This window comes from Duganella sp. GW821-FHT07F09 (assembly GCF_059418705.1).
Map to the genome: position 1 here is coordinate 16,374 of NZ_JBWKQJ010000017.1, position 24,938 is coordinate 41,311.

A 24,938-nucleotide genomic window follows, 5' to 3' on the forward strand; every position below is an offset into this window, starting at 1 on the left:
TCCAAGTGTTCATTAGCATTGTCAGCACCGCGTTGCGACGCCCCTACACGTTCGTCGTGATGGCCTTCCTACTACTCATCGTCGGTCCTTTGGCGGCCACCCGCACCCCCACCGATATCTTTCCCGAGATCCGCATGCCGGTGATCGCCGTGGCTTGGCAGTACACGGGCCTGCCGCCGGACCAGATGGCCGGGCGTATTTCCACGCTATTTCAGCGCGTGTTGACCACGGCCGTCAACGACATCGAACATATCGAGGCCAACACCTATCCCGGCATCAGCGTGGTCAAGATCTTTTTCCAGCCCGGCGTCTCGGTGGCCACCGCAAACGCCCAGGTGACGGCGGTGTCGCAGGTGGTGCTGCGCCAGATGCCGGCCGGTACCACCCCGCCCCTGATTCTCAACTATAACGCCGCCACCGTACCGATCCTTCAACTGGCGCTGTCAGGGGCTGGACTATCGGAACAGAACCTGTATGACTTGGGTCTGAACACGGTGCGCACGCCGCTGGTGACGGTCGCCGGCGCGGCTATTCCCCTGCCTTACGGCGGCAAACAACGGCAAGTGCAGATCGACGTTAACCCGGCCGCATTGCAGGCGCGCGGTTTGTCGGCACAGGATATCGCGACTGCATTGGCTTCGCAAAACGTGCTGGTGCCGGTCGGTACGCAAAAAATCGACAACCTCGAGTACACGCTTCAACTGAACAGTGCGCCGTCGGCCATCGCCGACCTCGAACGTCTGCCGGTAAAAGTAGTGGGCGGCATCACCATCTATCTGCGCGACGTGGCAGAAGTCCACGACGGCAACGCGCCGCAGACCAATATCGTGCACGTGGACGGCGGGCGTTCGGTGCTGATGTCGGTACTGAAGAACGGGAGCGCATCCACGCTGGCGATTGTGGACGGCGTCCGTGCCAAGCTCGATACACTCAAGGCCGGGTGGCCCGAGGCGCTGAAAGTCACGCCAATTAACGACCAGTCGGTATTCGTACGTGCCGCCATCAAGGGCGTTGCGCTCGAAGGCGCGATAGCTGCCGTGCTCACTAGCATCATGATCCTGCTGTTCCTTGGCAGTTGGCGCTCCACCATCATCATCGCGGTCTCAATACCACTGTCCATACTGGGTTCCATCATCGCGCTGTCGGCGATCGGCGAAACGCTCAACCTGATGACGCTGGGCGGCCTGGCGCTGGCCGTAGGCATTCTGGTCGATGACGCGACCGTGACCATCGAAAACATAAACTGGCACCTGGAACAGGGCAAGGGCGTGGAGGATAGTATCCTCGACGGCGCAAGGCAGATTGTCGGTCCCGCGTTCGTGTCGCTTCTGTGCATATGCATCGTCTTCATTCCGATGTTCTTCCTCGAAGGCGTATCGCGCTTCCTGTTCGTGCCAATGGCCGAGGCCGTAATTTTCGCGATGATCTGCTCGTTTATCTTGTCGCGTACGCTGGTACCCACCATGGCCAACTATCTGTTGAAAGCCCACGCAGTGCATGGCGATGGCTCGGTGCTGTCGTCCCACCCTCTAGCCCGTTTCCAGCGCGGTTTCGAAGCGCGCTTCGAACGTCTGCGCGCTGGCTACAAAGGTGTATTGGAAGCAGCCGTGGCGCAACGCAAGACTTTCTTGATCGGCTTCATGGCCGTGGTGATCCTGTCGTTCGGGTTCCTGCCTTTCATCGGCAGTAATTTTTTTCCCTCAGTCGACTCGGGCCAAGTGCTAATGCATGCGCGTGTCCCGGTGGGAACGCGGGTGGAAGAAACGGCGGTGCGTTTTTCCCAGATTGAAAAAGCGATCCGCCGCATCATCCCGGCCGAAGAAATTACCACGCTGGTGGACAATATAGGCTTGCCGCCCAGCTCCATTAACCTCACCTACAACAACACGGGAGTGATGGGATCGCAGGACGGGGACTTCCAGATCGCGCTGCGCGAGGGCCATGCGCCCACGGCCGAATACATCCGCCAACTGCGCGCAGAACTTCCCAAGCAGTTCCCGGACACCACGTTCTCATTCCCCCCGGCAGACATCGTCAGCCAGATCCTGAACTTCGGGGCGCCGGCACCGATCGATGTGCAGATCCGAGGCAACAATGTCGAAGGCAACTATGCCTATGGCCAGGCACTGCTTAAGCGCATCCGTGCCGTTCCCGGCGTGGCGGACGCTCGTATTCAGCAATCAGACAAGGCCCCCGTGTTTAAGGTCGAGCTCGATCGCACCCAGGCCCAGTTGCTGGGGCTCACCACGCGCGACATTACGAACAGCATGGTGGTCAACTTGGCCGGCAGCAGCCAAGTGGCGCCCACGTTCTGGCTCAACCCCACCAACGGCGTGAGCTATCCGATCGTCATGCAGACGCCGCAGACACAACTCGACTCCCTCGCGGCGCTGTCCAACCTGCCGGTGGGTAACGGTGTGACGGCTTCTGACACGACGTTGGGCAGTATCGCAAGCTTTCAACGCAGCTCCAGTCCTGCACTAATCAGCCAATACGATGTACAGCAAATGGTCCAGATCTACGCAACGACACAGGATCGCGATCTGGGCGCGGTGGCCGCAGACATCAACAAGGTACTTACCGAAACCGCTGCCGAGGTGCCGAAGGGCTCGACAATACAGATGCTGGGCCAGGTCAAGACCATGGAAAGGGCATTCTCGGGCCTGCTGTTTGGCCTGCTGGGCGCGGTGGTGCTGATCTACCTGCTGATCGTGGTGAATTTCCAGTCGTGGATCGATCCTGCGGTGATTATTTCGGCGCTACCTGCGGCATTGGCCGGCATCGTCTGGATGTTGTTTGCCACCAACACCACCCTGTCGGTACCGGCATTGACCGGAGCCATCATGTGCATGGGTGTGGCCACGGCCAATAGCGTGCTTGTCATTTCCTTTGCACGAGAGCGCCTAGCCGAGCTTGGCGACGCTAGCGCCGCCGCGCTGGAAGCGGGCTTCGTGCGGTTCCGACCGGTACTGATGACAGCGCTGTCGATGATCATCGGCATGTTGCCGATGGCACTGGGCATGGGTGAAGGCGGCGAACAAAACGCACCGCTGGGTCGCGCCGTGATCGGCGGCTTGATTTTCGCCACCGTCGCCACGTTGCTGTTCGTGCCCGTGGTGTTCAGCCTTGTCCACGACCGCAAACAGCGCCCCGCACCATCGCCATTGCCACCATCGCCGACACCGTCGTCGCCACAACCTATTACCGGAGCCATCTATCATGCCAACTAAGCCTCAACAACGTTCCCACAAGCTGCTAGGCGTCGGCCTAGTGGTGCTGGCCGCCGCGCTGGTAACAGCAGGATTGCTTGGCCGTCGCACACAGGCTGGGCAACTAAAAGCGAGTAAGACCGATAACATGCCGATCGTGTCTGTCCAGATGCCGGGCAAGCTGGACGGCGCGCCGCTGCAGTTGCCTGCCCGGGTGGAGCCATGGGCACGCGCCCCTATCTACTCACGCATCAGTGGATATCTCAAGAGCTGGCGTGTCGATATTGGCGGCACTGTCAAGGTGGGTCAGGTACTGGCCGAAGTGGAAACACCCGACCTCGACCAACAATTGCTGCAAGCCAAGGCCGAGCTGGCCACCGCACGCAGCAACCTGACGCTGGCCGGGAGCACGGCTGCCCGGTGGCAAGGGCTTTTGGAAGCGGACGCGGTATCGCGGCAAGAGGCCGATGAAAAGGCCGGCGACCTCGCTGCCAAGCAGTCCGTGGCCAAAGCGCTGCAGGCAAACGTTGAGCGGGTGCAGGCGCTACAGCGCTACACGCGGCTAGTGGCGCCCTTCGACGGCGTGGTCACCGCGCGCAATACCGACGTGGGAGCGTTGATCAATGTTGGCGGTGACGCTGGGCGCGAGCTGTTCGTGGTGTCCGATATCCGCCGCTTGCGTGTGTATGTCAACGTGCCACAGCGCCAAGTGGCCGGCATTGCGGTTGGCAGCAGCGCGCAACTGGTTGTGCCTGAACGTCCGGGCAAGACGTATACCGCCACCGTACAATCGCTGGCAAAAGCGATCAACGCAGCGTCGGGCACCATGCTTGTACAACTAACTGTGCGCAATGACAGCGCGGAATTGCTGCCCGGAGGCTATGCAAGCGTGCGCTTCGGCACGCCGGCATCCGCCGGTGCCCTCAGCGTCACACCAAGCGCAGTGATCATCAATCGACGTGGTACGCAGGTGGCCGTGGTTGGTGCCGGGGACCGGGTCCAGCTTAAACAAGTGACGATCGCACGCGATCTTGGCAACGTGATCGAGCTGGCAAGCGGCATCGCCGGCACCGACCGCGTAATCGGCAATCCCCCAGATGGGATCACCACTGACGACACTGTGCGCATCGCCGGCGAACGTAAGGGTGCTCTGTGAAGCCGCCGCGCCGCTTGCCGCTTTTCCTCCAGCTGGGCGCGATGGTTTGGCCAGCAGGCTTAGCGCTCGCCCTCATAGGCTGTGGCCAAATGCCTGTGACACCGCCGTCCCTGGCGGCGCCAGCCAGCGCCTTTGCAGAAGCGGACGAAAACACGGCCATCGCCGTGCCATTGCAAGACCGCGCCTGGTGGCGTCAGTTCCGGGATGTCGTTCTGGACGGATTACAACAGCAATTGCTCGACAACAGTCCAGACCTTGCTAGCGCACTAGCGCGCTATCAGGGCGCGCGTGCCGCCACAGACATCTTACGTGCAGCGCAGGCACCCACCGTGGGTGCGGCGCTTAACGTCCAACGCGACCGCCAGTCCGACCTGCGGCCTTTACGCGGTGCCACATCGCCAAGCATCTACAACAGCGCGACCTTGGGCATTGAGTTCGATTACGAGATCGACCTGTGGGGACGCGTACGGCAGCAGGTGAGCGCGGGTGAGGCGCTCGAACGCGCTGCCAGTGCCGATCTAGACGCCGCGCGGTTGTCGCTACAGACGCGACTGGCCGATACATTCTTTGCAGTCCGCGGTATAGATGCCGAAATTGCCGTGTTGCGGGACACGGAAAAGGCGTACCAACGCGAGGAGGACCTGATTGCCCGTAGGCACGCTGGCGGCGTCGCCTCGGGACTGGATCGGGCTCGAGCCGAAAGCCAACTGGAAACGAGCCGTTCTCAGCTGCAGCAACTGGTCGCGCAACGCTCCGTGCTGTCGCATGCTATGGCGGCGCTGGTGGGAGCCAATGCGTCCACTTTCCAGTTGACGGTCGACCTGACATCCGGTGTCACCCCGCAAGTGCCGGCTGGCGTGCCGTCGCAATTGCTGGTACGACGGCCCGACATTGCCGCGGCGCGACTAAGGGTAGCGGCCGCCGGACACAGGGTTGGTATCGCGCGTACAGCCTTCTTTCCGTCACTCACGCTGGGTGCCACAGGCGGCTTCCAGACCAGCGACTTGAGCAGGTTTGCCAGCATGCCTAATCTTTATTGGGCGTTGGGTCCGGCGCTGGCGATGACCGTTTTCGATGGCGGAAAACGTAACGCGCAGATCGCCGGCGAGGAGGCAGCTTTGGGCGAGGCTGGCCAACGTTACCGTGGCGCGGTGCTGGCGGCTTTCCAGCAGGTGGAAGACCAGCTTGCTCTTTTGAAACGCTACGGCCAAGCCGCCCAATCCGACGCGCTGGCGGCCAGGGCTGCGCAGCGTGCGCTGACACTGGCAGATCAACGTTACCAACAAGGTGCGGCCAACTATCTGGAGGTCATCACCGCGCAAACGGCCTATCTGCAGGCCCGTCGCAGCGAAGTGACGATGACCGCCCGCCAGCGACAGGCGGCGGTGCAGCTGGTAGGCGCCTTGGGGGGCGGGTGGAGCGAACCCGGATGAGCGTGAAACGCTAGCCGCGATCACCCTCATGGTAGAGTAACCGCTACCGCTACTTCTCATCGCACCGTCTGGTCAATCACAACATGGCGCTAACCAACTTCAATGACATCCTTGCGTTCATCGCTGTCGCGCGCGAAGGCAGCTTCACGCGCGCCGCAGCCAAGCTCGGTGTATCGCAATCCGCACTGAGCCAGACCGTGCGCAGCCTTGAGCAGCGCCTTGGGATACCGCTGTTGGTCCGCACAACGCGCAGCGTCTCTCCCACCGAAGCGGGGCGGCAAATCATGACAACCGTCGCCCCGCGCTGCGAGGAAATCGAGGCCGAACTGGCAGCACTCAGCGAACGTCGTCTGTTGCCAGCCGGCACGATTCGGGTAAGCGCCGGTGAGCACGCCGCGCTGAGTGTGTTGCAGCCGGCATTGAACAAGCTGCTGCCAACTTATCCAGACATCCATGTGGAAATCCACGCGGAGAACCGCATGGCGGACATCGTTGCCGAGCGTTTCGACGCAGGGGTGCGCCTAGGCGACCAAGTGGACAAGGACATGATCGCGGTGCGTATCGGTCCCGACTTGCGCTGGGCCGTGGTGGGCTCGCCCGCGTATTTTGCGCGCCATCCAGCGCCGCAAAGCCCAGCCGACCTGACTCGCCATAATTGCATCAACATGCGCTTGCCCACGCACGGCTCGATCTTTACCTGGGAATTTGCAAAGGATGGTCGTGAAGTGAAGGTCAAGGTAGATGGACAAATGGTGGTCAACAACCTGGCCATGCGTGTCCTGTCCGCCCTTGATGGCCTGGGCTTGGCGTATGTGCCGGAAGATCAGGTCGCCGCGCACCTGGCTTCCGGACGGTTGGTGCGGGCGCTCGATGATTGGTGCCCGGCCTATCCGGGCTACCGGCTCTACTATCCAAGCCGACGCCATCCCTCGGCCGCTTTCGCCTTGTTTCTTGAGGCCGTACGGTACCAATCGGCCTGAGGCGCCAAGCTCGCCTCCCGCTTGTTGGGATAAAGGTCTTGCCACCTGGACTAGCGCGGGACCGGCCTCCCCAGCCACTGCAACACCTCGGTGGTGGTGCGCCGCTCCTGGTCCGCCTCCATCACCAGCGGCGGTTTCAGCACAGCCCCTTTAGCGCATTTGGCCAGGTCGGCCGCGCTTTTCCCCACACCGTAGCCGCCGTGGGTGATGAACGGCACCACGATCTTGCCCTGCAGGTGGATCTGCGAGAGGAAGCTGCGCACCGGCGGCGGCAATGTTTCGCCCCAGACTGGAAAACCGAGGTACACCTTATCGTACTGCGCCGTATTGGGCGGCCCGTCGCACAGCGCCGGCAGGTAGCCCTTGTCGCGCTCCTGGCGGGCCTGCTCCACCGTGTCGAAATAGTCGTCGGGATAGGCCCGCCCGGTGCGGATCTCGTACAGGTCCGAAGGCTCGGCACGGTGGATCACACCCGCCAGCACCCGTGTGTTGCCCGAGCGCGATAGGAACGCCACCAGCGTGCGCGGCCGACTTTTGGCGGTCGCGCCATCGGCATAGGCAGCGATGGCGGCGACGGCCTCGCCCATAGGCAATGCCGCTATGGCCGTCATCAACATACGGCGCGATGAATTGTCGATGGTCATGTTATCCCCTCAGATATCGAGCTTGCGTTCGCTCATCCATTTGACAATGGCCGGATCGCGGTGCGAGAAGAAGCTGCTGGTGGCCGTCTCCAGCGTGCCGATGCGGGACACGTCTTCGCTGTCGAGCTGAAAATCGAATACATCGAGGTTCTCAGCCATGCGTTCGCGGCGCGTGCTCTTAGCCAATGCGACTACTTGGCGCTGCACCAGCCAGCGCAGGATCACCTGGCCGATGGACTTGCCATGCCGAATAGCTATATCCGCCAGCACCGGATTGTGGAACAGCTTGTTGCGGCCTTCCGCGAACGGGGCCCACGCCTCGGCCTGCACGCCGTTTTCCCGCATGAAGTCCACGCTCTCATGCTGCTGGTGAAAGGGATTGACCTCGATTTGGTTGACCGCAGGAGTCACATCGTTGAAGGCGATCAGGTCCATCAAGCGGTCGGGCTGGAAATTACTGACGCCGATCGCGCGCAGCTTGCCGGCGCGATAGGCCTCTTCCATCGCGCGCCATGAGCCATGCACGTCCCCATACGGTTGGTGGATCAGATACAGGTCGAGGTAATCGAGTTGCAGGCGCTGTAGCGATTTGTCGATGGCGGCCTTGGTGTTGTAGTAGCCGGTGTCCTGCACCCACAGCTTGCTGGTGATGAACAGCTCGTCGCGGGCCACGCCGCTGTGTCGCACGCCCTGCCCCACCGCCGCTTCGTTCATGTATGACGTGGCGGTATCGAGCAGGCGGTAGCCGGAGTCGATGGCGTCGATCACGCTGCGCTCGCATTCGACCGGATCGGGGATCTGGAACACGCCATAGCCCAGCAGAGGCATCTTAACGCCATTATTGAGGATCACATAATCCATGATTTACTCCTTAATATTTACGTTGGAAAATAAAAGTCATTACCAGCAACAACGCTAGCACCAGCAAGCCGGCGGAACAGGTCAATGCGGTATCTACACGGTGCAGCAACAACGTCGTACCGGTGGCGGCATCCGCTCCATAAGCCGCGACGGCCACTAGCGCCGCAAGCCCCAGCGAATTTCCCAGCTGATGGGCCACGTTCACCACACCCGACGCCGCGCCGGCATCCTGGGCCGGCACGCCCACAATCCCGGCCGCAGTCAATGGGCTCAATGTCAATCCCTGGCCAATGCCGATCAATACCATCGGCAGCGCCACCGACAGCACGTAGTTGTGGCTGGCCGATACCTGACTCAACCACGCCATGCCGACCGCGCAAATCGCAAGGCCGGCGGCCAGCAGACGGCCGTTGCCGAACCGGGCGGTAAAACGCGGCACTTGCAGCGCCACCACAAAATTGACGGTTGTCATAGGCAGGAATGCCAGACCGGTGATCGCCGGCCGGTAACCGAGCACCGTTTGCAGGTACTGGGTGGTAAAAAAGAAAAAACCGATCATAGCGCCCAAAAACAGCACGCGGGCACCATAGGCCGCCGCGCGCGCCGGCACCGCAAACAAGCGTAGCGGCATGATCGGCTGCGCCGCGTAATGTTCGTTGAAGATGAACGCGACCAGCAGCAGTACCCCGCCCGCCACCGCGCCTTGGGTGGTTGAATCGAGCCAGCCAGCGCTGGCCGAGTGGATCAGGCCGTACACCAGCGCGCTCATGCCGGTGGTGGACGTGAGCGCGCCGATGGCGTCGAAGTGGCCGTTGCTGCGCGGGCTCTCGTGGATATAGCGTAGCGCCGCCGAGACCATGGCGATGCCGATCGGCAGGTTGATAAAGAAGCCCACGCGCCACGACAGCCACTCTGCAAGCACTCCGCCTAGCACCAGTCCTACGCTGGCGGCAATTCCCGCCACGGCGCTGTAATACGACACGGCGCGTGTTCGCTCGGCGCCTTCGGCAAACGTGGTTTGCAGCAGCGCCAGCGTGGACGGCGCCAGGATGGCGGCACCAAGCCCCTGCACTGCGCGCGCGCCTACCATCCAGCCCGGAGAGGACGCCATACCGATCACGAGCGAGGCCAGCGTGAACACCGCTAAACCCAGCACCAGCATGCGACGCCGACCCACGATGTCGCCAGCGCGCGCTGCCAGTAACAGGAAGCCGCCAAAAGTGAGCGTGTAAGCGCTTTGGACCCAAGCCAAGCCGTTATCCGTGAAGCCTAGATCGCGATGAATGCTAGGTAAACCGGTGAGCACAATGGACGTGTCGAGCACAATCATCACGTAGCTGACCAGGATGATGGCAAGGATGGCCGTCTTGTGCGGCGTTGCGGAGGATGTAGACATACGAAGATTCTCAGACAGTGACTCAAGGAGACACTGTAGGCTAATCCGATTCGTACGATAAGTAGGCCATATCGGGATGTGCTTATAAGCACAACTCATCAATTATGTTTTTTAATACCTGTACTTAGTACACCCCTGTCAGTACCGCAAGATCTATCCAGGCTTTGCGCCCGCTGCGCGGCCGGTCGGTTTCGATCGCCCAAATCCTTCCTGAACGAATCGGCTGCGCCAAGCAATTACCTGGTTGCGACTGATCTCCAGGCGCCGTGCAATTTCGTGATTACCGGTGCCGTCAACGGCAAGAAGGATGCTGCGCGCCCGCCTCGCGGCACGCGCATCGATTGTCTGCGAACGAACCCTGCACTCCAGTTCGTGGCGTTGTTCATCGCTCAGTTTGATTGGCAGTGCTTCCAGCATCATTCACCTCGGACCGAAAGGAATGATCCAATAAAAGCAATTTGCAAATAGTTCAATTATTTCGCAAGTACTACACTAGCGCGGGCCGGCGCCTTGCGGGTGCTGGCGGTGCTGTTCGCGCTGGCCAGGCTGCCGAAGATCAACGCCCCCGAGGGCGACGCGGCCACCGGAGCGGTGATCGGCTGGAGCGAGGTGTTTCGGCAGCACCACCTAATGCCGGGTACAATCGGCACTTTCCTGTATGTGGGCGGCGAGGTCTGCATCGGCAGCTTCCTGATCAATCTCGTTGGCGAGCCGCAGGTCGCGTCGCTGGCGCCGCCGATGCCGATGCCGATGCCGCCCACTATGTCAGCTATTACTGGGGCGGCGCGATGGTGGGCCGCCTCATCGGTTTCGCGGTGATGCGCACAGTCAGCCCGGGCAAGGCGCTGGCCATCAACTCAGCCGCAGTGGTCGCGCTGGTGGTGACGGCGATCTTCAGCCACGGCGCGCTGGCGATGTGGGCGCTCATTGGGGTGGACCTGTTCAACTCCCTTATGTTCCCGACCATCTTCGGCATGGCGCTCAACCAGCTCGGTCCGATGACGGGCCAAGGTTCCGGCCTGCTATGCATGGCGATCGTGAGCGGCGCGCTGATGCCGCTCACGCAAGGCGCGCTGGCTGACGCGATCGGCCTACAATGCTCATTCTTCATACCGGCCGCCTGCTACACCTTCATCCTGTACTTCGGTCTGCAATACGCCGACATGTATGCGGGCGGCCGGCGGTGACAAAACTTCGGAGATTTTTATAACAGAATCGGCAATACCGGATCTTTCGACCCCATCCCCGGCGATGCGTGGTAGATTCGTTTTTTTCCCAAAAAGGAGACGAAACGATATTAAGAATCTGTTCACCAAAACGGCCTTGCTCGGCGCCCTGTTCGCGCTGAGTTGCGCGGCGTCGGCCGCCAAAGCCGGTCCGCGGAAATCGCTCTTCAACGGCAAGGATCTGGGCGGCTGGAGCACCTACGTCAGCATGCAGCCGACCGCCGAGGGCATGAAGACGCCGACCTCGGTGCGCGGGGTGGACAACGACCAGCGCCGGGTGTTTTCCGTGATCGACGGCATGCTGCGCGTCTCGGGCGAGGAATGGGGTAGCGTCTCCACGCTGGACGAATACGAAAACTTCCACCTGAAATTCGAGTTCAAATGGGGCGTCAAGAAGTGGCCGCCGCACGAGAACGACATGCGCGATAGCGGCCTGCTGTACTATGCGGTCGACGAGGAAGGCGCGCAGGACGGGCACTGGATGCGCAGCCACGAGTTCCAATTGCAGGAAGGTGATTGCGCCGACGACCACAGCCTCGACGGCGTGGCGGTCGAGGCGTATGCCGGCGATGCAAACCAGGGTGACTGGAAGTTCTACCGCTACGGGCCGTCCCTGCCGCTGCGCACCGATATCAAGGCGCGCATCCTGAAGAAGGACAATTCGAAAAGCCCAGCTGCGAGTGGAACACGATGGAAGTGATCGCCGACGGCAAAACGCTGCTCCGCATCGTCAATGGTCACGAGGTGCTGCGCATGACGAACTCGCGCCAACTGGTAAACGGCAAAATGGTCCTTGTGATTACCCACAATTTTTCTTGTTAACTTCGCCCTGTTCTGTTAACTTTTCCACATGGAGATTCCGATGACGATCAAATGACGAAACACGGTGCGCCAAGCGATTTCTCGCGGCATCGCTCGCCGTCATTTGATGGCGAGCAGACATGGATCGACCAGGAGAATTCGGGGAGCCGCCGTATGCTCATAGAGCTGGCAAATCGTGGCGTCACGATCGGGCGCTTCAAGATTCGGCGCTTGATGCGCCAAGCGAGCTTAAAACCGGTCTGGAAGCGTAAATTCGACCACACTACCGGCAGCAAGCACGATCTGCCATCACAGCCAACGTGCTGGCTCGCCGGTCCAATCCGGCAGCGCCGAACATGGCCTATGTCTCGGACATCCGGTGGCCCTGGTGCTACCGGAGCATGTGCGACGCAAGGACACGCCGGTGCCGCCGCACCGGCTCGACAGGCACGACCAACTGAGCCAGGGAGCGAACGACGATGAGCAAGAACAATCTTAAGCAAATGCGCGTCCGCGCTGGAGCTGCGCCTGAACGGGCTGCTCGGACACTGGGACGAAGTGGGCACGGCCGATTGGGTTGCACCACTGATCCAATGGAAGGAGGACGAGCGCCCGCCGCTCGCAGGCGCGCCGCTTGCGCGACGCCCACCTTGGCAAGTTCAGGGCGTTGGCGGACTTTGACTGGACCTGGCCCAAACGCATCGAGCGCGCGGCCATCGAGGAACTGATGTCGTTATCCTTCATGAAGGACGCCAGCAATGTCGTACTCCTCGGCCCCAACGGCGTGGGCAAATCGACGCTGGCCATGAACGTGGCGCATCCGGTCCTGGTGAAGGGGCATACGGTGCTGTTCGCGTCGGCCAGCCAGATGCTTAGCGAGCTGGCCGCTCGACAGCGATTCAACGCTGCGTCGGCGCCTGCGGCGCTATGCCCAGCCTGACATCCTGGCAATTGACGAGGTCGGCTACCTATTCTCTAACCGCCACGCCGACCTGCTGTTCGAGTTGATCAGCCGGCGCTACCAGGGCCATAGCACTGTCGTGACCGCCAACCGCCCCTTCGTGGAGTTCGACTCAACGAAAGAACAAACCCTAAGAATCAACAACCGTTTCGTATTGAGCGCCAGTCCACCTCAATACCCATCGTGACCGTTCGGCAACGGCGCGACTTTCGTCAGCAAGCGTGAGTCACGCGAATATACCGACCAGCTGAGCGCGCTGCTGCTGGACCGGCCCATCGCGCCGATCGCGGCCGACGGCGCCTATATGCGCCTTTACAGCGACACCTACCAAGCCGCCCCTTAAAAATCGTCGCCGCAGTGGCGCAAAGCGCATTTAAACCGCACGTGCTCATACCCGCGCAGTTACCGGCAGATGTCGATCTGGTCGCTCACGTCCTCGCCCAAACACCGCCTAATGACAGGCCAACGCATTGCTCGCATGAACGGCTAGCACAGCTACGCGGTCGGGTCGGCCGGCGCGATCTCGCGCAGACGTCAAGCACGGCCAGCTCGTGACGGACGATGGGGAGACTGCGCGAGGTTATCCAGTGTAGCCGTTCAACGACGCCTCGCGCCTGGTCACGCAGGGGAGGCCGTGTTGGTGAATCCGCTTGGATAAATAGGAATAAGAAGATGCCATTATTCCTATTATTACCCGCCCATTAGACATACCTCAATGGTCATCACTTTTGTATTGATATTCTTGTCCTTAGTCCAACCAGGAGCGACAGAATGGAAATCTCACCCAGCATTCAAAATCGCATCTTCAGCGCCGCCGATGCGTTATACCAAGAGGCCGGTCAGCAGGCGTTTCCCACGGTCGACGCTGTGCGCAAGTTCGCGAAGGTGAACATGAACGACGCGAGCGTCGGCATGAGAGCGTGGCGCCGCTCACAGTCAACGCAAATTGTGCCGATGACCGTGCAGGTGCCGAGCACCCTACAACAATCGAGCGCCGCAGCGCTCGTTACACTTTGGTCCGAAGCAGTTGCACTGGCAAACGAAACGCTGCGTGCCGCCCAGACAGCGTGGGATGTGGAACGGACCGAAGCGGAAGCGCTCCGCGAGCAGATGGCAAGCGCCTACGAGACGCAAGCTACTGAACAGGAGGCGACACAGGTCGAAGTAATACGACTCCGCGCAGAAATTGAACGCATTCGAGTCGATGCCAAGGAAACGCAAAAGCACCGGGACAGTGCTGTCCATGAAACCGACATTGCCAAAACCGCAGCTATGCATGCGGAGGCGCGGATCATTGAAATCGAGAGACGCGCCGACGACCTTCGCACGGGACTTGATCAAGCGCATGCATCGCTGACGTTGACCACCGGAGAATTGAATGCAATGCGCCTCGCTCACAAAGGCGAGATCGCCGATCTGCATGCGAACCTAGCCAGAGAGAGGCAGAGCATGGAGTTACAAGTGACGACGACGCGATCTGAGCTAGCGAAGGCACGAGAGGAAGCGGCAGCACTGCGTGGCAAGCTCGACGGGCTGGCCGAGCAGCAGATGCCTGGGGCACAACGGACTCGCTCACGCAAGAAGCCAGACGGAGAAGCGGTTAACTGAATAACGTGCCGGCAAATCGGTGGGCCGCGCATTAATCAGCCGCAGCAACAAATGCAAACTCCGCCTGTGTAAGCATATCGGAACCATGATTCGAGCCGATCCCCACCTTCTCTCATGGCCTATTGGTAGGTATTAAACGGCCCCGGACTCGCCTGAGTTGGCACATAGCGGCGACTCGTTTTCAGCATTTGCGATGCATGCCGAGCAGGTGCACAGGTGGCGCTGCAAAGTTGCTACCTCACGTCTCAGGTAGCCGACCGTCGCGGCGTTGTTGCGCCTGACGAACTTTGGGAACGCGGAACTCTTCGATAGTGCGACGGACTGCTTCAGCTCCTTGATGTGCTCGCTACCAAATCCCATTTTGCGCAATACATCGTCGCGGTCGTCCTTCAACGCTCGGTCCGCCCTAGCTATCAGACTCTGGGCCTGCCGGATTCTCTGGATCTCGGCTGTCAAACGGACAATCGCCTGATGTATCGCGCATTGCGCTTTCGTTTCCATGATTGATTTCTCCCTAGTTTTCCGCGGCACCGGCAAAAAGACACGCCGGACTATTTCGCGGTCGATTGATACGGCACAAGGTGCTCATGAGAGGCTAAAAATTAACAACACAACAATAAGTTACAACCATACATTGCGATTTAACCAATATCAATAAATTGTTGATTTGCCATTTTCACTTGATGGAAATCACAAAATTGAACAGCGTCCCCTTGCTGTGAAGTGCACTCCTCTTTGACGCCGCTCAATCGCTACGGTAGACGAACCACTAAACTGATTTGTATTAAGGCCGCTCCACAAAATTAAGAGGAAGCCATGCAGACCATCCCGAACCTTCCAGAGCGTGACCCAGACCTACCGGATCCGATGGGTATTCCCCAGCGCGACTTGGAAGCTCTTCTGCTGCACCTGCATCGCACCAATGATGCGGTGGAGCCAGCCGTGCAAGCAGCCAGCGAACGCAAACACATCCAGGCAATCGCCGGCGCGTTGGTCAAACTGAGCTTCCTGGTTCTTATCGGGCTGTTGCTGTCTCTGGCCGGCAATCTCTATTTGGGATGGTGTGCGACTCATCCCGAGCGCGAATACTTCGCGACTGACAACGGCCGCCTCTTTCCGTTGATTCCCCTGTCGCGACCTTACCGCAAGACCGCCGACGTCATCCAATATGCGAAGGACACAATGAATCGTTCGTTCACGCTAGATTTCCTGAACTTTCGCCAGCAACTGGAAGATACGCGTTCCAGCTACACCAAGGCAGGCTTTAAATCTTTTCTTGATTCGCTCAAGGCGTCAGGTGTCCTCGATTCAGTCCGCGAGCGTCGTATGAATATGTCGATCTCATCCAGCACCGGCGTACTGACCAAGGAAGGCGTTGAGGACGGTCACTATGTCTGGTTTGTGGAACTACCCATCGAGGTCAAGCTTGCGGGCCAGACATCCGAGCTTCCTGTCCAGCGCTTCCTAGCGACGGTTCGCATTGAGCGCGTATCGACTCTCGACTCCATCGAGGGAATCGGCGTTGGTCAGATTATCACCAAACCGCTCTGATTGGAGACTTCATGAAAAGCCAATTACTGTTTTTCCTGAGCTTCGCCACCGGTGTAGCAGCGGCACAGGCGCCAGCTAACTGGCCATCCGCGCCAACTCCAGCGTCGCCGGTGCCCGCTCAGCCGCGTACGCAAGAGACTCCTGCGACGGCGCAATGGGTTCGTGCGACACAGGACAGCGGGTTTCCAGCGCCGCCGCAAGCACAACAGGCGCAGTCGACCCAGCAGTCGGGTTTGGCGCCGGCCAGCTACAACGGCGGCCAGCAAGCGCCGGCGTCACAGAACGGCGTTGCACCGCTGCCCCCTTTGACTCCGCCGACCAATCTTAGCCAGGCCGAATCTCTTGTCACGCCCTTTACCCCATCCGAAATCATCCAGTTGCGCAAGCAACTGGAACAAACTCGTCAGGCAAAAGCGTTCAAACCTGTTCGCGCGGTTCCCCACATAGGCAGCATCTCGCTTGATTTGTCGCCAGGCGGAGCGCTTCCAATTGTGCGCACGATGCCTGGAGAAGTCTCGACGCTGTTGTTTGTGGATGCAACCGGCGCCCCATGGCCTCTCGCGGCTGCACCGCGCGTTTCCGATAACCGGTCCTTCGATCCAGAATGGCTTAAAGGGACCGCGACCGTCGTAATCTCAGCCCTGTCCGCTTACGAGGACGGCAATTTGGTCGTGATGCTTCAAGGCTTCGCCACGCCGATCGTTATTAAGTTGGTCAGCGGAGAACCAGACTCGAAGACAAAGAGCCGCACCGTTGACTATCGGCTCGACCTGCGTGTGCCTGGGCGCGGGCCCAACGCGCAAGCGCCGCTGGTCGGCCCCGACAAGATCGCGCTGTATGACACCACCATGCAGCAGTTCCTCGACGGATTGCCGCCAAAGGAAGCCAAACTGTTGACACCGCAAGGAGAAATACCGGCCCGAACCCGCGTATGGCAGTTCGAAGGCACGTTGTATGTTCGGACGACGCACGACATCCAGACAGCCTTCGACCAGACCATCGCGTCGGGTGACGGGACGCGCGTCTACCGGCTATCGCCCACGCCCTTTATCACGCTCTCCGACCTCGGACGGTCGGTCACGTTCCAACTGGACATCGACTAGGAGTGCCCGATGAGTACCATACAGGCCGACATCGGTCGACAAAGCAAAGTTCTCTTGGTCGGCGCCGCTGTTGCGCTGCTCGCGATCGGCTATATATTCGCGACCTATCGGGAAGCTGCCGCTGCCAAACAATCGAGCGCTGTGGCGATCCAGCAAAGCCATGGCACCCCGGCAGCGGAAAGCGAGCACTACAGCGATGTCCTGAATCACTACAATAAAAAAAACGCCGTAACTGCGGAGGAAAAGGGGGACACCTACCTTTCCGTAATGTCCTCACGCAGCAGCGCTGTTCCAGAGCACGGAGCGTCGGCGGCACAGCGGACGCAGAACCAGTTGCCGACGGCACAGCCGACACCACCAGCCTCTTCCCCGCAACAGGTTGCGGCACGCGCGCCGCAGGTCGACCAGAAACACCGTGAACTCATCAACAATCAAGCCCAGGCGCTAATGGTAAATTGGACCGCGACATCGCACACGGACGGTCGTGTCGGCGATGCCGGCGAAGCCACGCGCCCGGTGGTGGCCGCACAGAACACTGGCGGAGCGCGCACGCCTGCTGGCGTCGCCATACCACAGAAGCTGGTCGACGACTTCGTGCCAATCCCCGCGATACTGGAAACGGAGATCGACACCGATGAAAACTCCATCATCTCGGCCTTCATCCCCAGCGGCGACTACGAGGGCGCCACGGTGTTTGCTATGGGTTACAAGAGGATCAACAATACCGTGGACATGACGTTCACTTCCATGAAATGGAAGGGTCACACATACAAGATCAACGCGAAGGCCCTCGACAAGGATTCGCTGCGCAGCGCGCTGTCGGGTGACGTCAACCATCGTTACTTTTCCCGCATCATCATTCCCGCATTGGCCTTGGGGCTAGGTCGTGCCGGACAACTATTTGAACAGGCTGACACGCAAACGGTCGTGACACCCTTCGGCACGGTTGTACGGTCTCAGAATGGCCCGCCAAGCGGCAAGGCGGTCGTGGGCACGATCCTCGGCGGGGCGGCCCAGCAAGCCGGCCAGGTGCTTACCCAAGAAGCCGCGCAGACTCCTACAAAACAGATAATCGTCGCCCGTAAAGAGACCATTGGAATTATGTTCTTGGAACCCGTATTCAGCTCCTCCGAAGCAACTGGACAGGCCGCAGATACTCTCGCGTCGCCAAACAAGTCACCCTAAGCAATCTCCATTTGAAAGCGAGATTCGTCATGACCACCAATTCGCAACCTCATGCGTCCCCTCAACTGACGCCCGACATCTTCGACATGGAGGGCATCGTGAGGACCGAAGCAGTTGACAAGCAAGCAGGCAGCCTGCCGAACGAGCCATCGCTGTCTCAGCCTCGCCTATCGGAACTCGCTAAAAGAGCCAAGCCGATACATTTCGGCCTAGCCGCCACGGCCGCCGCCATGGTTTGGATTGGATGGCCCTACGTGTTTTCAGAGGGTGCCACTACAACACAATCTGCATCCCGCCTAATGTTGTCCGCAACTCCTGACGCCCTCCCGTCCATCTCCTCGCCCGTGCCGTCGATTGTCCCGACGCCAGCAGAACCAGCGGCACTGCCGATGCAACAGAAATCGGTCGACGATTATCCCCCATCGCCCCCATTCGCCCGGCCACTGCCTCCCGAGCCGCCGGCAACAAAGCCCCGATCCAAATCGTTGCCACGCCGCGCTCATACAGTTTCCCAGCGCGCCCAACTCACGGCGGCAACCATCGGGCCTGCAACCACAAAATTCTCGCTCAATACCGTCTACACAGGGCAGGCCTGGATACAGGATGAAGAGCGCACCTATGTCGTCCAAGCCGGCGATACGGTCAAGGGAATCGCGATCGTCAGCATCGACGCGCGTGAGCGTCGCGTCATGACATCTCAAGGCGTCATTCGCTAAGGGTGAATCATGGATCTCGCCGACATGATTATCACGTTCGCAAAGGACTTCCCGGAAGCCATGTGGAAATTCCTTTGGGTGCTTGGCGCGCTTGTAGGAACAGTATACGTCGGCACCGCACTATTGCGGATGGCACGGGCCTCTCGCTTGCCGGGTCAAAGTCCGGTGACGGCCGGGGATATTTTACCGATCATCATCATTGCGGGCCTGATGTTGAACCTATCCATCTTCATTAACAAGGCCTGGAATTCCCTTGCCGCGGGAACGATCACTTACGGCCCGGTAGCTTACGCCACGCCGACCGATTTCGGAAAATTTGCCGATGCAATCAACGCCGCCCTGTCGATCGCCAGTGTCGCCGGCGGCTTCTATTTCTTCAGGGGACTCCTCCTCCTCAAGAAAGCGTCAGTGGAAGGCCAGTCCTCCCAAGGCGCGGACGATGTTGTCTGGCGCGCGCTGACCCATATGACAGGCGGCGTGCTCATTGTGCAGATCGCCGAGACCATTGAACGGTTTCGGCAATCTTTTCACTTGTTTTGGTAACCATGGAGGAACTGAAAATGAAGGCGCAAATAAATTCGGTATGGGATTGGATTGGCATGCGCTGCTACTCCGCTCATCTCGCGCTGCTGGCGAAAGCAGGTACATACGCCCACACTCCCCGCCAGCGCAACCTGATGTTAGCCAGTGCGGTGATCACGGGCTGCGGCCTGTTACTGGCGACATCCGCGCACGCCGCCCCTGGCGACGGTATCGCCGGCATGGTAGATACCGCTGCAACCCAAGGGACCTCGATCAAAGAAAGCCTCGGCAAGTTGTTCGCCGCCGCCGGCTTCGCCGTGTCCGGGACTGGCGGCTACAACTGGTGGCGCAAGGGTAAGGAGGGCGAGCAAAGCCACATAAAGGGAAGCCAGATCTTCATTCCTATTCTCGCCGGGGCTGCGCTCGGCGCAACGGGATTCATGATGATCAAAGCCGGTGAAACGGTCGGCGTGTCGGCTACTGATCATGGTGTCGTACCGAACTAATACACACTTGCTAGGAGGGGGTGGGTGCTAACCTGCCCCAGCAACACCATGAAGAACCTATCTGACAACTTGGACAGCACTCGCCAGGTGGCCGAAACGGTTAGCGACGTTCTTGGCGCCAATTTCGAGCTACCGCCTTTGCCGTCTCTGACGTTTTCAACCAAGAGCCGCGTTTGGGGTGATCGATCGGGTAATGCATGCGAACCCACGACAACAACGTTCACTACGCCAGAATTGAAGCAATCGGTCCTCGCAAGGGATAACTATCGCTGCTACTTCTGCGGCGTCCCTTCGCGCGCTAACGAAGTGCACAATCTCAACGACAACCACAACGATGTGCGGATGGAAAATCTGCGCACCGTCGATTTCCTTTGCCACAGATGGCAACATCTGGGCGAACTGGGTACAGGAGACGCGGCCATAGTATATCTACCCGGTCTGAGCCCGCAGGACATAAATCATCTGCAGCGCACCATCATGGTCGCGCTGCAATCGGACGACGCCGACGTCCGCAACGATGCCACGAAACTACTCAACTGGCTTGCCTCTCATCGCGACTATGCAGAACGCGCCTGGGGGACATACGATCCCGCCGTATTCTCCGATGCGTTAATCCGCCAGCCCGCGAATGAACGCGACTTTCGCGAAATCGTCTTCGATGGCCTTGGCGTCGCCTTAAACCCGCGCCTGTGCATCGGCGCTGCAACCAGTTGGATGAGCGATGCCTACTCCCGCTATCCCGCCAGCGGCTGGGCGAGCGTCTACCACGGCATCATGAACGCGCCACTGTGAGGATTTCACAATGAGTTTTCTAGAAAACACGGTGGGAGCGGTAGAAGACGTACTCGCCTACTTTGCCAAGTACATGATCGGCCGGGACTTGGCGGGTTACTGCGAACTGGCGACCGCAATCGGACTGACGACCGATGATATAAAGCGCCATCCCAACTGGAAAGACCCCTATACGCTGGTATCCAACAGCAACGGTCTGCTGTCCGTATTCGATGTGCAGGGGACTTACCAAATTGTCTCAGAAGATGAATTCTCCGCGATGATCGAGAATCTACGTGTCAAACAAAACGGCTACATGCGTCGACATGGCCATTCCCTGACGTTCGCATTTGAGCGCGATCCGGAACGGGCGCTAGACGAATTAATGCGCCTCGCCGAGCCGCAGATCAGCGCCGCCCGCCGCCTAGGCATCACCTCCGAGGATATTATTCTTGATCGCGTCATGCGCAACGCGCCGTTGGTTGCATGGGAACAGAATTTACTTGTCGTGTACACACACATGCACGTCATGAACAAGGACGAGATCAAGCGCGAGCTGAACAAGCGGGCCAATGAAGCGAGGGAACATAAACTGCCGCGTATCGAATACGGTCAAAATCCAGCCTCGATCCTGATGGCGCTCAAGTATCGGCACGACACGATGATCGACCGGGTCAAAAGCGACCTCGAACGATGCGGCGCCAACGGACGCCCTGGCGTGATGCTCAGTCAGATGACTGCGCACGAGGCCATCAAAGCGGTACGCATAATGGTCAACCGCGAGCGGACTTCGCAAAAATACCGTCCAGTTCTTCCGGGTGACAAATTCTCCGCGCACGGACGCGAAGACAAACATGATGCGTCCGACCTCGTCCCTCCACGAATCGGCTACCAGATCTGCACGAACGATCTCATCACCAAGGGCGAGTTGATCAAGACAGATGAACTTTGGCATGGCAATCTTTCGATGGAGCTTGGCCCACAGGATCCCCTCCCCTTCAAATCCCTGCTAGAGACCGTGGATCGGGAAATCGCTTGGCGGATCCGCTACGACCTGAGCCCTGGTGGTCTGAACGAACTTCGTGCACGCCAAGTGCTGGTGGCGTTTGTGGGCCTGCTGCCCAGCAATCAGCAGATCCGCCAATCCTTTGTCGACCTAACCGAACGCAGCAAGGAGGATCCGATCTGCTCGTTTAAGGTGACCGTGTCCACGTGGTCTCGCGACGAAACTGAGACCCGCCGCCGGCTGGCGGTCCTTGAAAAGGCAATTCAGGCATGGGGGAACTGTCAAGCCACGTCGGTGCACGGCGATCCGATCGCCGCGTGGGCATCAACGATTCCCGCGTTCACCACCAAGAACGTCGCCAACCGACTGGTACCTCCGCTTCCAGACGCCTTGACGATGTTGCCGCTGCAGCGTCCGGCGACGCCATGGGGTCGCCATGGCAATCTGCCCGTGCGCACGCCCGATGGCAAGATCTATCCGATTCAGCTTGGCAACCGTTTGCAGGATACATGGATCGAATTGCTCACCGGGACGCCAGGCTCAGGAAAATCCGGTCTGCTCAATTCCATGAGCAACGCCGCCATCCATAACGCCGGCAACGTCCGCCTGCCCCTGATGACCAATGTCGAGGTCGGACCGTCGTCGTCCGGCACAATCCAGCAGCTTCAGGATTCGCTGCCCCAGCACCGAAAATCAGAAGCGGCCTACCTGCGCCTTCAGAACTCCGCGGACTTCGCCGTCAACCCATTCGACACCCAGCTCGGCGCACGCAAGCCGACCTTGCGCGAAAAGGAGTTCCTGGTCGACTTCCTGACCCTGCTATGCACCGATCCCGAGAAACGCCAAGCGCCATCCGATTGCGCCCGCGTGGCCGAGATGCTTATCGCCATCGCATACAAGACCCGTGCCGGCAAAGGTGCCAATCTGTACGAACCGCATGTGATCACTGAAATCGATCAGATGCTCGACGCAACCGGCTTGCGCAACGCGCATGACGAGGCATGGTGGTCGGACGCGACCTGGTACGAAGTCACGGACATGCTATTTGCCGCTGGCCACATCAAGGAGGCATCGATAGCACAGCGCCAGGCAGTTCCAGTGCTTTCCGATTTTGTGGCATTCCTTCACGACGAATCGATCAAGCACCTGTTCGGCGATGCGAAAATCAACGGCAACGGGGAGCTCGTACTTATCTACATGTACCGCTGTTTGACTGTCGCCGGCAACAGTTACGCCATGTTCAGTGGGCGGACCCGTTTCGAAATGGACAGCCAGACACGTGTCCTGTCGATTGACCTGAACGACGTGATCGGTAGCCGCAGCCCCGAGGGATGCCTGAGGACGGCCATCATGTACATGTTCGCGCGCCAGCTCGCCGCCAAGAACTATTTCCTGCGCGACGAGGTACTGCTGCCGGTGATTCCGGACCTCTACCGCGAATATCACCTTAAACGCATAGCGGACGTGCAGGACGAGATCAAGATCATGTCCTACGACGAGACCCACAACGCGAACGGACAGGCGGCCTTGGTCGGCATGTGGATCAAGGACGGCCGCGAGGGTCGAAAATGGGGAATCCGCATAGTGCTGTCGTCGCAATACCTATCCGACCATCCCGACGAGTTGCTTAATGCCGCTACTTCGGTCTATGTCATGCGAGGGGGGAACAAGGCAGATGAGGACATCTTGCGCGAGCGCTTCCAGGTTTCCGAAGAAGCGATCCGGCAACTACAGCTTGAATGCCGGGGGCCGGGGCCGGACGGCGTAAATTTCCTTGCACTCTTCAAGACCAAGGTGGGATTCATCGTGCAGTTGCTGACAAATACCGTCGGGCCGATCGAGCTATGGGCATATTCAACCACCCTTGAAGACGTCGCCCTGCGTACGCGCCTCTATAAGCGCATCGGCCCATACGCCGCCCGCAAGCTGCTGGCACAGCATTTCCCGCTAGGCACCGCGATGGAAACGATCGAGAAAATGCGCGCTGATTCTATTGCTCTTGACAATACCAGCGTGGTGGAACGACTCGCCGACAAGCTCATGCTGGCACATGCCAAACAACAGCAAAAACAATGGGAGCTCCTATGAACGGAATTAGATTAAAAGCCAGCGCCGTAGCGCTCCTTGTCGTGGGAATGTTCGAGGCCGCACCGGCGTCGGCGACCGGCTTTCCCGTGCTCGACGCAGCCGTGCTGGCCGCCGTCAACCTGGTCAATGCATCGGTGGTCTCGCTCAATTCCAGCATGAACCTGCTGCTCAACAACATCGGGCAAGCGATTAACCAGAACGGCCAAAAGGTCGCAAGCACAATCGAAGCGACCTCCAAGGTCGAGCGCGAATTCGCCATTGCCCACGAAACCAGCCGCAGGTTCGAGGACGCCCGCCAGCGCTACGATATTCCGGCCAGCATTTGTGCCGAGTCCGGTTCTGGATCAGCGACCCAAATCTCTGATTTCGCCCGTACGGCCAAAAGCGCGATTCGAGCTGGTGGCGGGGCCGCAGTGACCAACGCCAGCGTCGCCCAGGCGCTGAATACACCACCTGTCACGCAGGGAATTGACGCCGCGCGCGCGGCAAGGATCCACTCGAAGTATTGCGACTATGACGACCACGCGGCCTATGGCGGCTCGCAGAGCTGCCCCGCCGTCGCCACCAACATGCCCGGGGCGGACAAGCGCTTTGACAGCATCCTGATAGGCGCCGGTCCGAACGAAAAAAATCCTGACCTTACATTCAACCAAGATCAGACCGACGCCGCGCGCATGTATGTCCAAAATACGGTGCGCCGCTCGATAGGTCCGCAGTTGCGCAAGGCGGAGGCGGACACGATGGCCGGCACTCAGTACATAGGCCTGATGAATCAATACAACGCCATTCAGTCGGCCGCCGCCGACCCGCAGGAGCAGCGCATCGCGGACAGCCAGCCAAACCCGGTGACAAAGGCGCTCCTCAAGGAGGCACTCTTGGCCGCTTCGGCCAACGCCTATTTCAGCCTGGTCGCGTCCACCCAGGCGAAGGCTACGGGAACCATGTCGACCCGCGAATTTGAATCGTTCGAGGTAGGCAGGCGCTACGCCAACCTGGCCTACCAGACCGACCTGCAGGGCATGAGCGGCGATAACCTGTTGCGGGAGCAAATTCGCGTCGCGGCGCTGAGCAACTGGCTGCTCCTGTCACTAAAGCACGAAGTTCAAAAAGGCAACATGATCAACGGGATGATTCTGTCGAGCTCCGCCCGACAGGAATTCGAATCGATCCTGGCCCAGAAATACCGTTCCATTCCCGGTCACACAGGAGGCTAGA

General features: G+C 59.7%; 24 protein-coding genes and 1 pseudogene. 20 read left to right on the forward strand and 5 right to left on the reverse strand.

What is annotated here, in order from left to right; genetic code table 11:
* The first annotated feature begins 5 nt into the window (after window positions 1–5).
* From AC07P1_RS30630 to AC07P1_RS30645, 4 genes are all read left to right on the forward strand, one after another.
* Window positions 6–3,230 carry an efflux RND transporter permease subunit gene (locus AC07P1_RS30630; RefSeq protein ID WP_494699373.1) on the forward strand — a complete coding sequence of 1,075 codons (3,225 nt, stop codon included), beginning with the start codon at window positions 6–8 and terminating at the stop codon, window positions 3,228–3,230.
* Window positions 3,220–4,365 carry an efflux RND transporter periplasmic adaptor subunit gene (locus tag AC07P1_RS30635; protein ID WP_494699374.1) on the forward strand — a complete coding sequence of 382 codons (1,146 nt, stop codon included), beginning with the start codon at window positions 3,220–3,222 and terminating at the stop codon, window positions 4,363–4,365. Before AC07P1_RS30630 ends, AC07P1_RS30635 begins: the two co-directional genes overlap by 11 nt.
* A gap of 41 nt (window positions 4,366–4,406) precedes the next feature.
* The gene (locus AC07P1_RS30640) at window positions 4,407–5,798 is read left to right on the forward strand and encodes an efflux transporter outer membrane subunit (RefSeq protein ID WP_494699443.1); all 1,392 of its coding nucleotides are present in this window, start codon (window positions 4,407–4,409) and stop codon (window positions 5,796–5,798) included.
* 83 nt (window positions 5,799–5,881) lie between these two features.
* Complete coding sequence (locus AC07P1_RS30645) at window positions 5,882–6,778, forward strand: LysR family transcriptional regulator (protein WP_494699375.1); 897 nt, start codon at window positions 5,882–5,884, stop codon at window positions 6,776–6,778.
* A gap of 50 nt (window positions 6,779–6,828) precedes the next feature.
* On the opposite strand, the gene AC07P1_RS30650 is transcribed toward AC07P1_RS30645, so the two are convergent.
* From AC07P1_RS30650 to AC07P1_RS30665, 4 genes are all read right to left on the reverse strand, one after another.
* Window positions 6,829–7,389: a flavodoxin gene (locus AC07P1_RS30650; RefSeq protein WP_494699376.1), complete on the reverse strand. Its 561-nt coding sequence runs from the start codon at window positions 7,387–7,389 to the stop codon at window positions 6,829–6,831.
* Window positions 7,390–7,431: 42 nt separating this feature from the next.
* Entirely contained in the window at window positions 7,432–8,283 is an 852-nt protein-coding gene (locus AC07P1_RS30655) for an aldo/keto reductase (protein WP_494699377.1), read from the reverse strand.
* Window positions 8,284–8,293: 10 nt separating this feature from the next.
* Window positions 8,294–9,679, reverse strand: coding sequence for an MFS transporter (locus tag AC07P1_RS30660; RefSeq protein ID WP_494699378.1), 1,386 nt, complete (start codon window positions 9,677–9,679; stop codon window positions 8,294–8,296).
* 153 nt (window positions 9,680–9,832) lie between these two features.
* Entirely contained in the window at window positions 9,833–10,096 is a 264-nt protein-coding gene (locus tag AC07P1_RS30665) for a helix-turn-helix domain-containing protein (protein WP_494699379.1), read from the reverse strand.
* A gap of 99 nt (window positions 10,097–10,195) precedes the next feature.
* On the opposite strand from AC07P1_RS30665, the gene AC07P1_RS30670 reads away from it, so the two are divergent.
* The 7 genes and pseudogenes from AC07P1_RS30670 to AC07P1_RS30700 all read left to right on the forward strand — a co-directional run bounded on the left by AC07P1_RS30670 (window position 10,196) and on the right by AC07P1_RS30700 (window position 14,275).
* Complete coding sequence (locus tag AC07P1_RS30670) at window positions 10,196–10,498, forward strand: hypothetical protein (protein WP_494699380.1); 303 nt, start codon at window positions 10,196–10,198, stop codon at window positions 10,496–10,498.
* A complete protein-coding gene (locus AC07P1_RS30675) occupies window positions 10,498–10,866 on the forward strand; it encodes a hypothetical protein (protein ID WP_494699381.1) in 369 nt (122 codons plus the stop codon). Before AC07P1_RS30670 ends, AC07P1_RS30675 begins: the two co-directional genes overlap by 1 nt.
* Window positions 10,867–11,002: 136 nt before the next feature.
* Entirely contained in the window at window positions 11,003–11,605 is a 603-nt protein-coding gene (locus AC07P1_RS30680; protein WP_494699382.1) for a 3-keto-disaccharide hydrolase, read from the forward strand.
* Window positions 11,596–11,727, forward strand: coding sequence for a hypothetical protein (locus AC07P1_RS30685; protein ID WP_494699383.1), 132 nt, complete (start codon window positions 11,596–11,598; stop codon window positions 11,725–11,727). The genes AC07P1_RS30680 and AC07P1_RS30685 overlap by 10 nt, the downstream gene beginning before the upstream one ends.
* A 51-nt stretch (window positions 11,728–11,778) precedes the next feature.
* Window positions 11,779–12,189, forward strand: a complete 411-nt coding sequence (locus tag AC07P1_RS30690; RefSeq protein WP_494699384.1) for an IS3 family transposase — start codon at window positions 11,779–11,781, stop codon at window positions 12,187–12,189.
* 9 nt (window positions 12,190–12,198) lie between these two features.
* Window positions 12,199–12,776, forward strand: a pseudogene (locus tag AC07P1_RS30695) (ATP-binding protein); the annotation flags it as partial.
* 662 nt (window positions 12,777–13,438) lie between these two features.
* Window positions 13,439–14,275, forward strand: coding sequence for a DNA-binding protein (locus tag AC07P1_RS30700; RefSeq protein WP_494699385.1), 837 nt, complete (start codon window positions 13,439–13,441; stop codon window positions 14,273–14,275).
* A 132-nt stretch (window positions 14,276–14,407) separates the two neighbouring features.
* Here the strand turns inward: AC07P1_RS30700 and AC07P1_RS30705 are convergent, their stop codons facing one another.
* Window positions 14,408–14,776, reverse strand: coding sequence for a hypothetical protein (locus AC07P1_RS30705; RefSeq protein ID WP_494699386.1), 369 nt, complete (start codon window positions 14,774–14,776; stop codon window positions 14,408–14,410).
* Between the two features lie 315 nt (window positions 14,777–15,091).
* On the opposite strand from AC07P1_RS30705, the gene AC07P1_RS30710 reads away from it, so the two are divergent.
* From AC07P1_RS30710 to traW, 9 genes are read left to right on the forward strand one after another with little or no spacing between them, the layout of a single operon-like run.
* A complete protein-coding gene (locus AC07P1_RS30710) occupies window positions 15,092–15,826 on the forward strand; it encodes a DotI/IcmL/TraM family protein (protein WP_494699387.1) in 735 nt (244 codons plus the stop codon).
* An 11-nt stretch (window positions 15,827–15,837) separates the two neighbouring features.
* Window positions 15,838–16,929: a DotH/IcmK family type IV secretion protein gene (locus AC07P1_RS30715; RefSeq protein ID WP_494699388.1), complete on the forward strand. Its 1,092-nt coding sequence runs from the start codon at window positions 15,838–15,840 to the stop codon at window positions 16,927–16,929.
* 9 nt (window positions 16,930–16,938) lie between these two features.
* On the forward strand, window positions 16,939–18,114 hold the full coding sequence (gene traO / locus AC07P1_RS30720) for a conjugal transfer protein TraO (protein WP_494699389.1): 1,176 nt from the start codon (window positions 16,939–16,941) through the stop codon (window positions 18,112–18,114).
* Between the two features lie 29 nt (window positions 18,115–18,143).
* Entirely contained in the window at window positions 18,144–18,830 is a 687-nt protein-coding gene (locus AC07P1_RS30725; protein WP_494699390.1) for a hypothetical protein, read from the forward strand.
* Between the two features lie 9 nt (window positions 18,831–18,839).
* Window positions 18,840–19,373: a conjugal transfer protein TraQ gene (gene traQ, locus AC07P1_RS30730; protein WP_494699391.1), complete on the forward strand. Its 534-nt coding sequence runs from the start codon at window positions 18,840–18,842 to the stop codon at window positions 19,371–19,373.
* A 17-nt stretch (window positions 19,374–19,390) separates the two neighbouring features.
* Window positions 19,391–19,858, forward strand: a complete 468-nt coding sequence (locus AC07P1_RS30735; protein WP_494699392.1) for a DUF6750 family protein — start codon at window positions 19,391–19,393, stop codon at window positions 19,856–19,858.
* Window positions 19,859–19,906: 48 nt separating this feature from the next.
* On the forward strand, window positions 19,907–20,650 hold the full coding sequence (locus AC07P1_RS30740; RefSeq protein ID WP_494699393.1) for an HNH endonuclease: 744 nt from the start codon (window positions 19,907–19,909) through the stop codon (window positions 20,648–20,650).
* Between the two features lie 10 nt (window positions 20,651–20,660).
* The gene (locus AC07P1_RS30745) at window positions 20,661–23,723 is read left to right on the forward strand and encodes a putative type IV secretion/conjugal transfer ATPase (RefSeq protein ID WP_494699394.1); all 3,063 of its coding nucleotides are present in this window, start codon (window positions 20,661–20,663) and stop codon (window positions 23,721–23,723) included.
* A complete protein-coding gene (gene traW / locus AC07P1_RS30750; RefSeq protein ID WP_494699395.1) occupies window positions 23,720–24,937 on the forward strand; it encodes a conjugal transfer protein TraW in 1,218 nt (405 codons plus the stop codon). The genes AC07P1_RS30745 and traW overlap by 4 nt, the downstream gene beginning before the upstream one ends.
* The last annotated feature ends 1 nt before the right edge of the window (window position 24,938 follow it).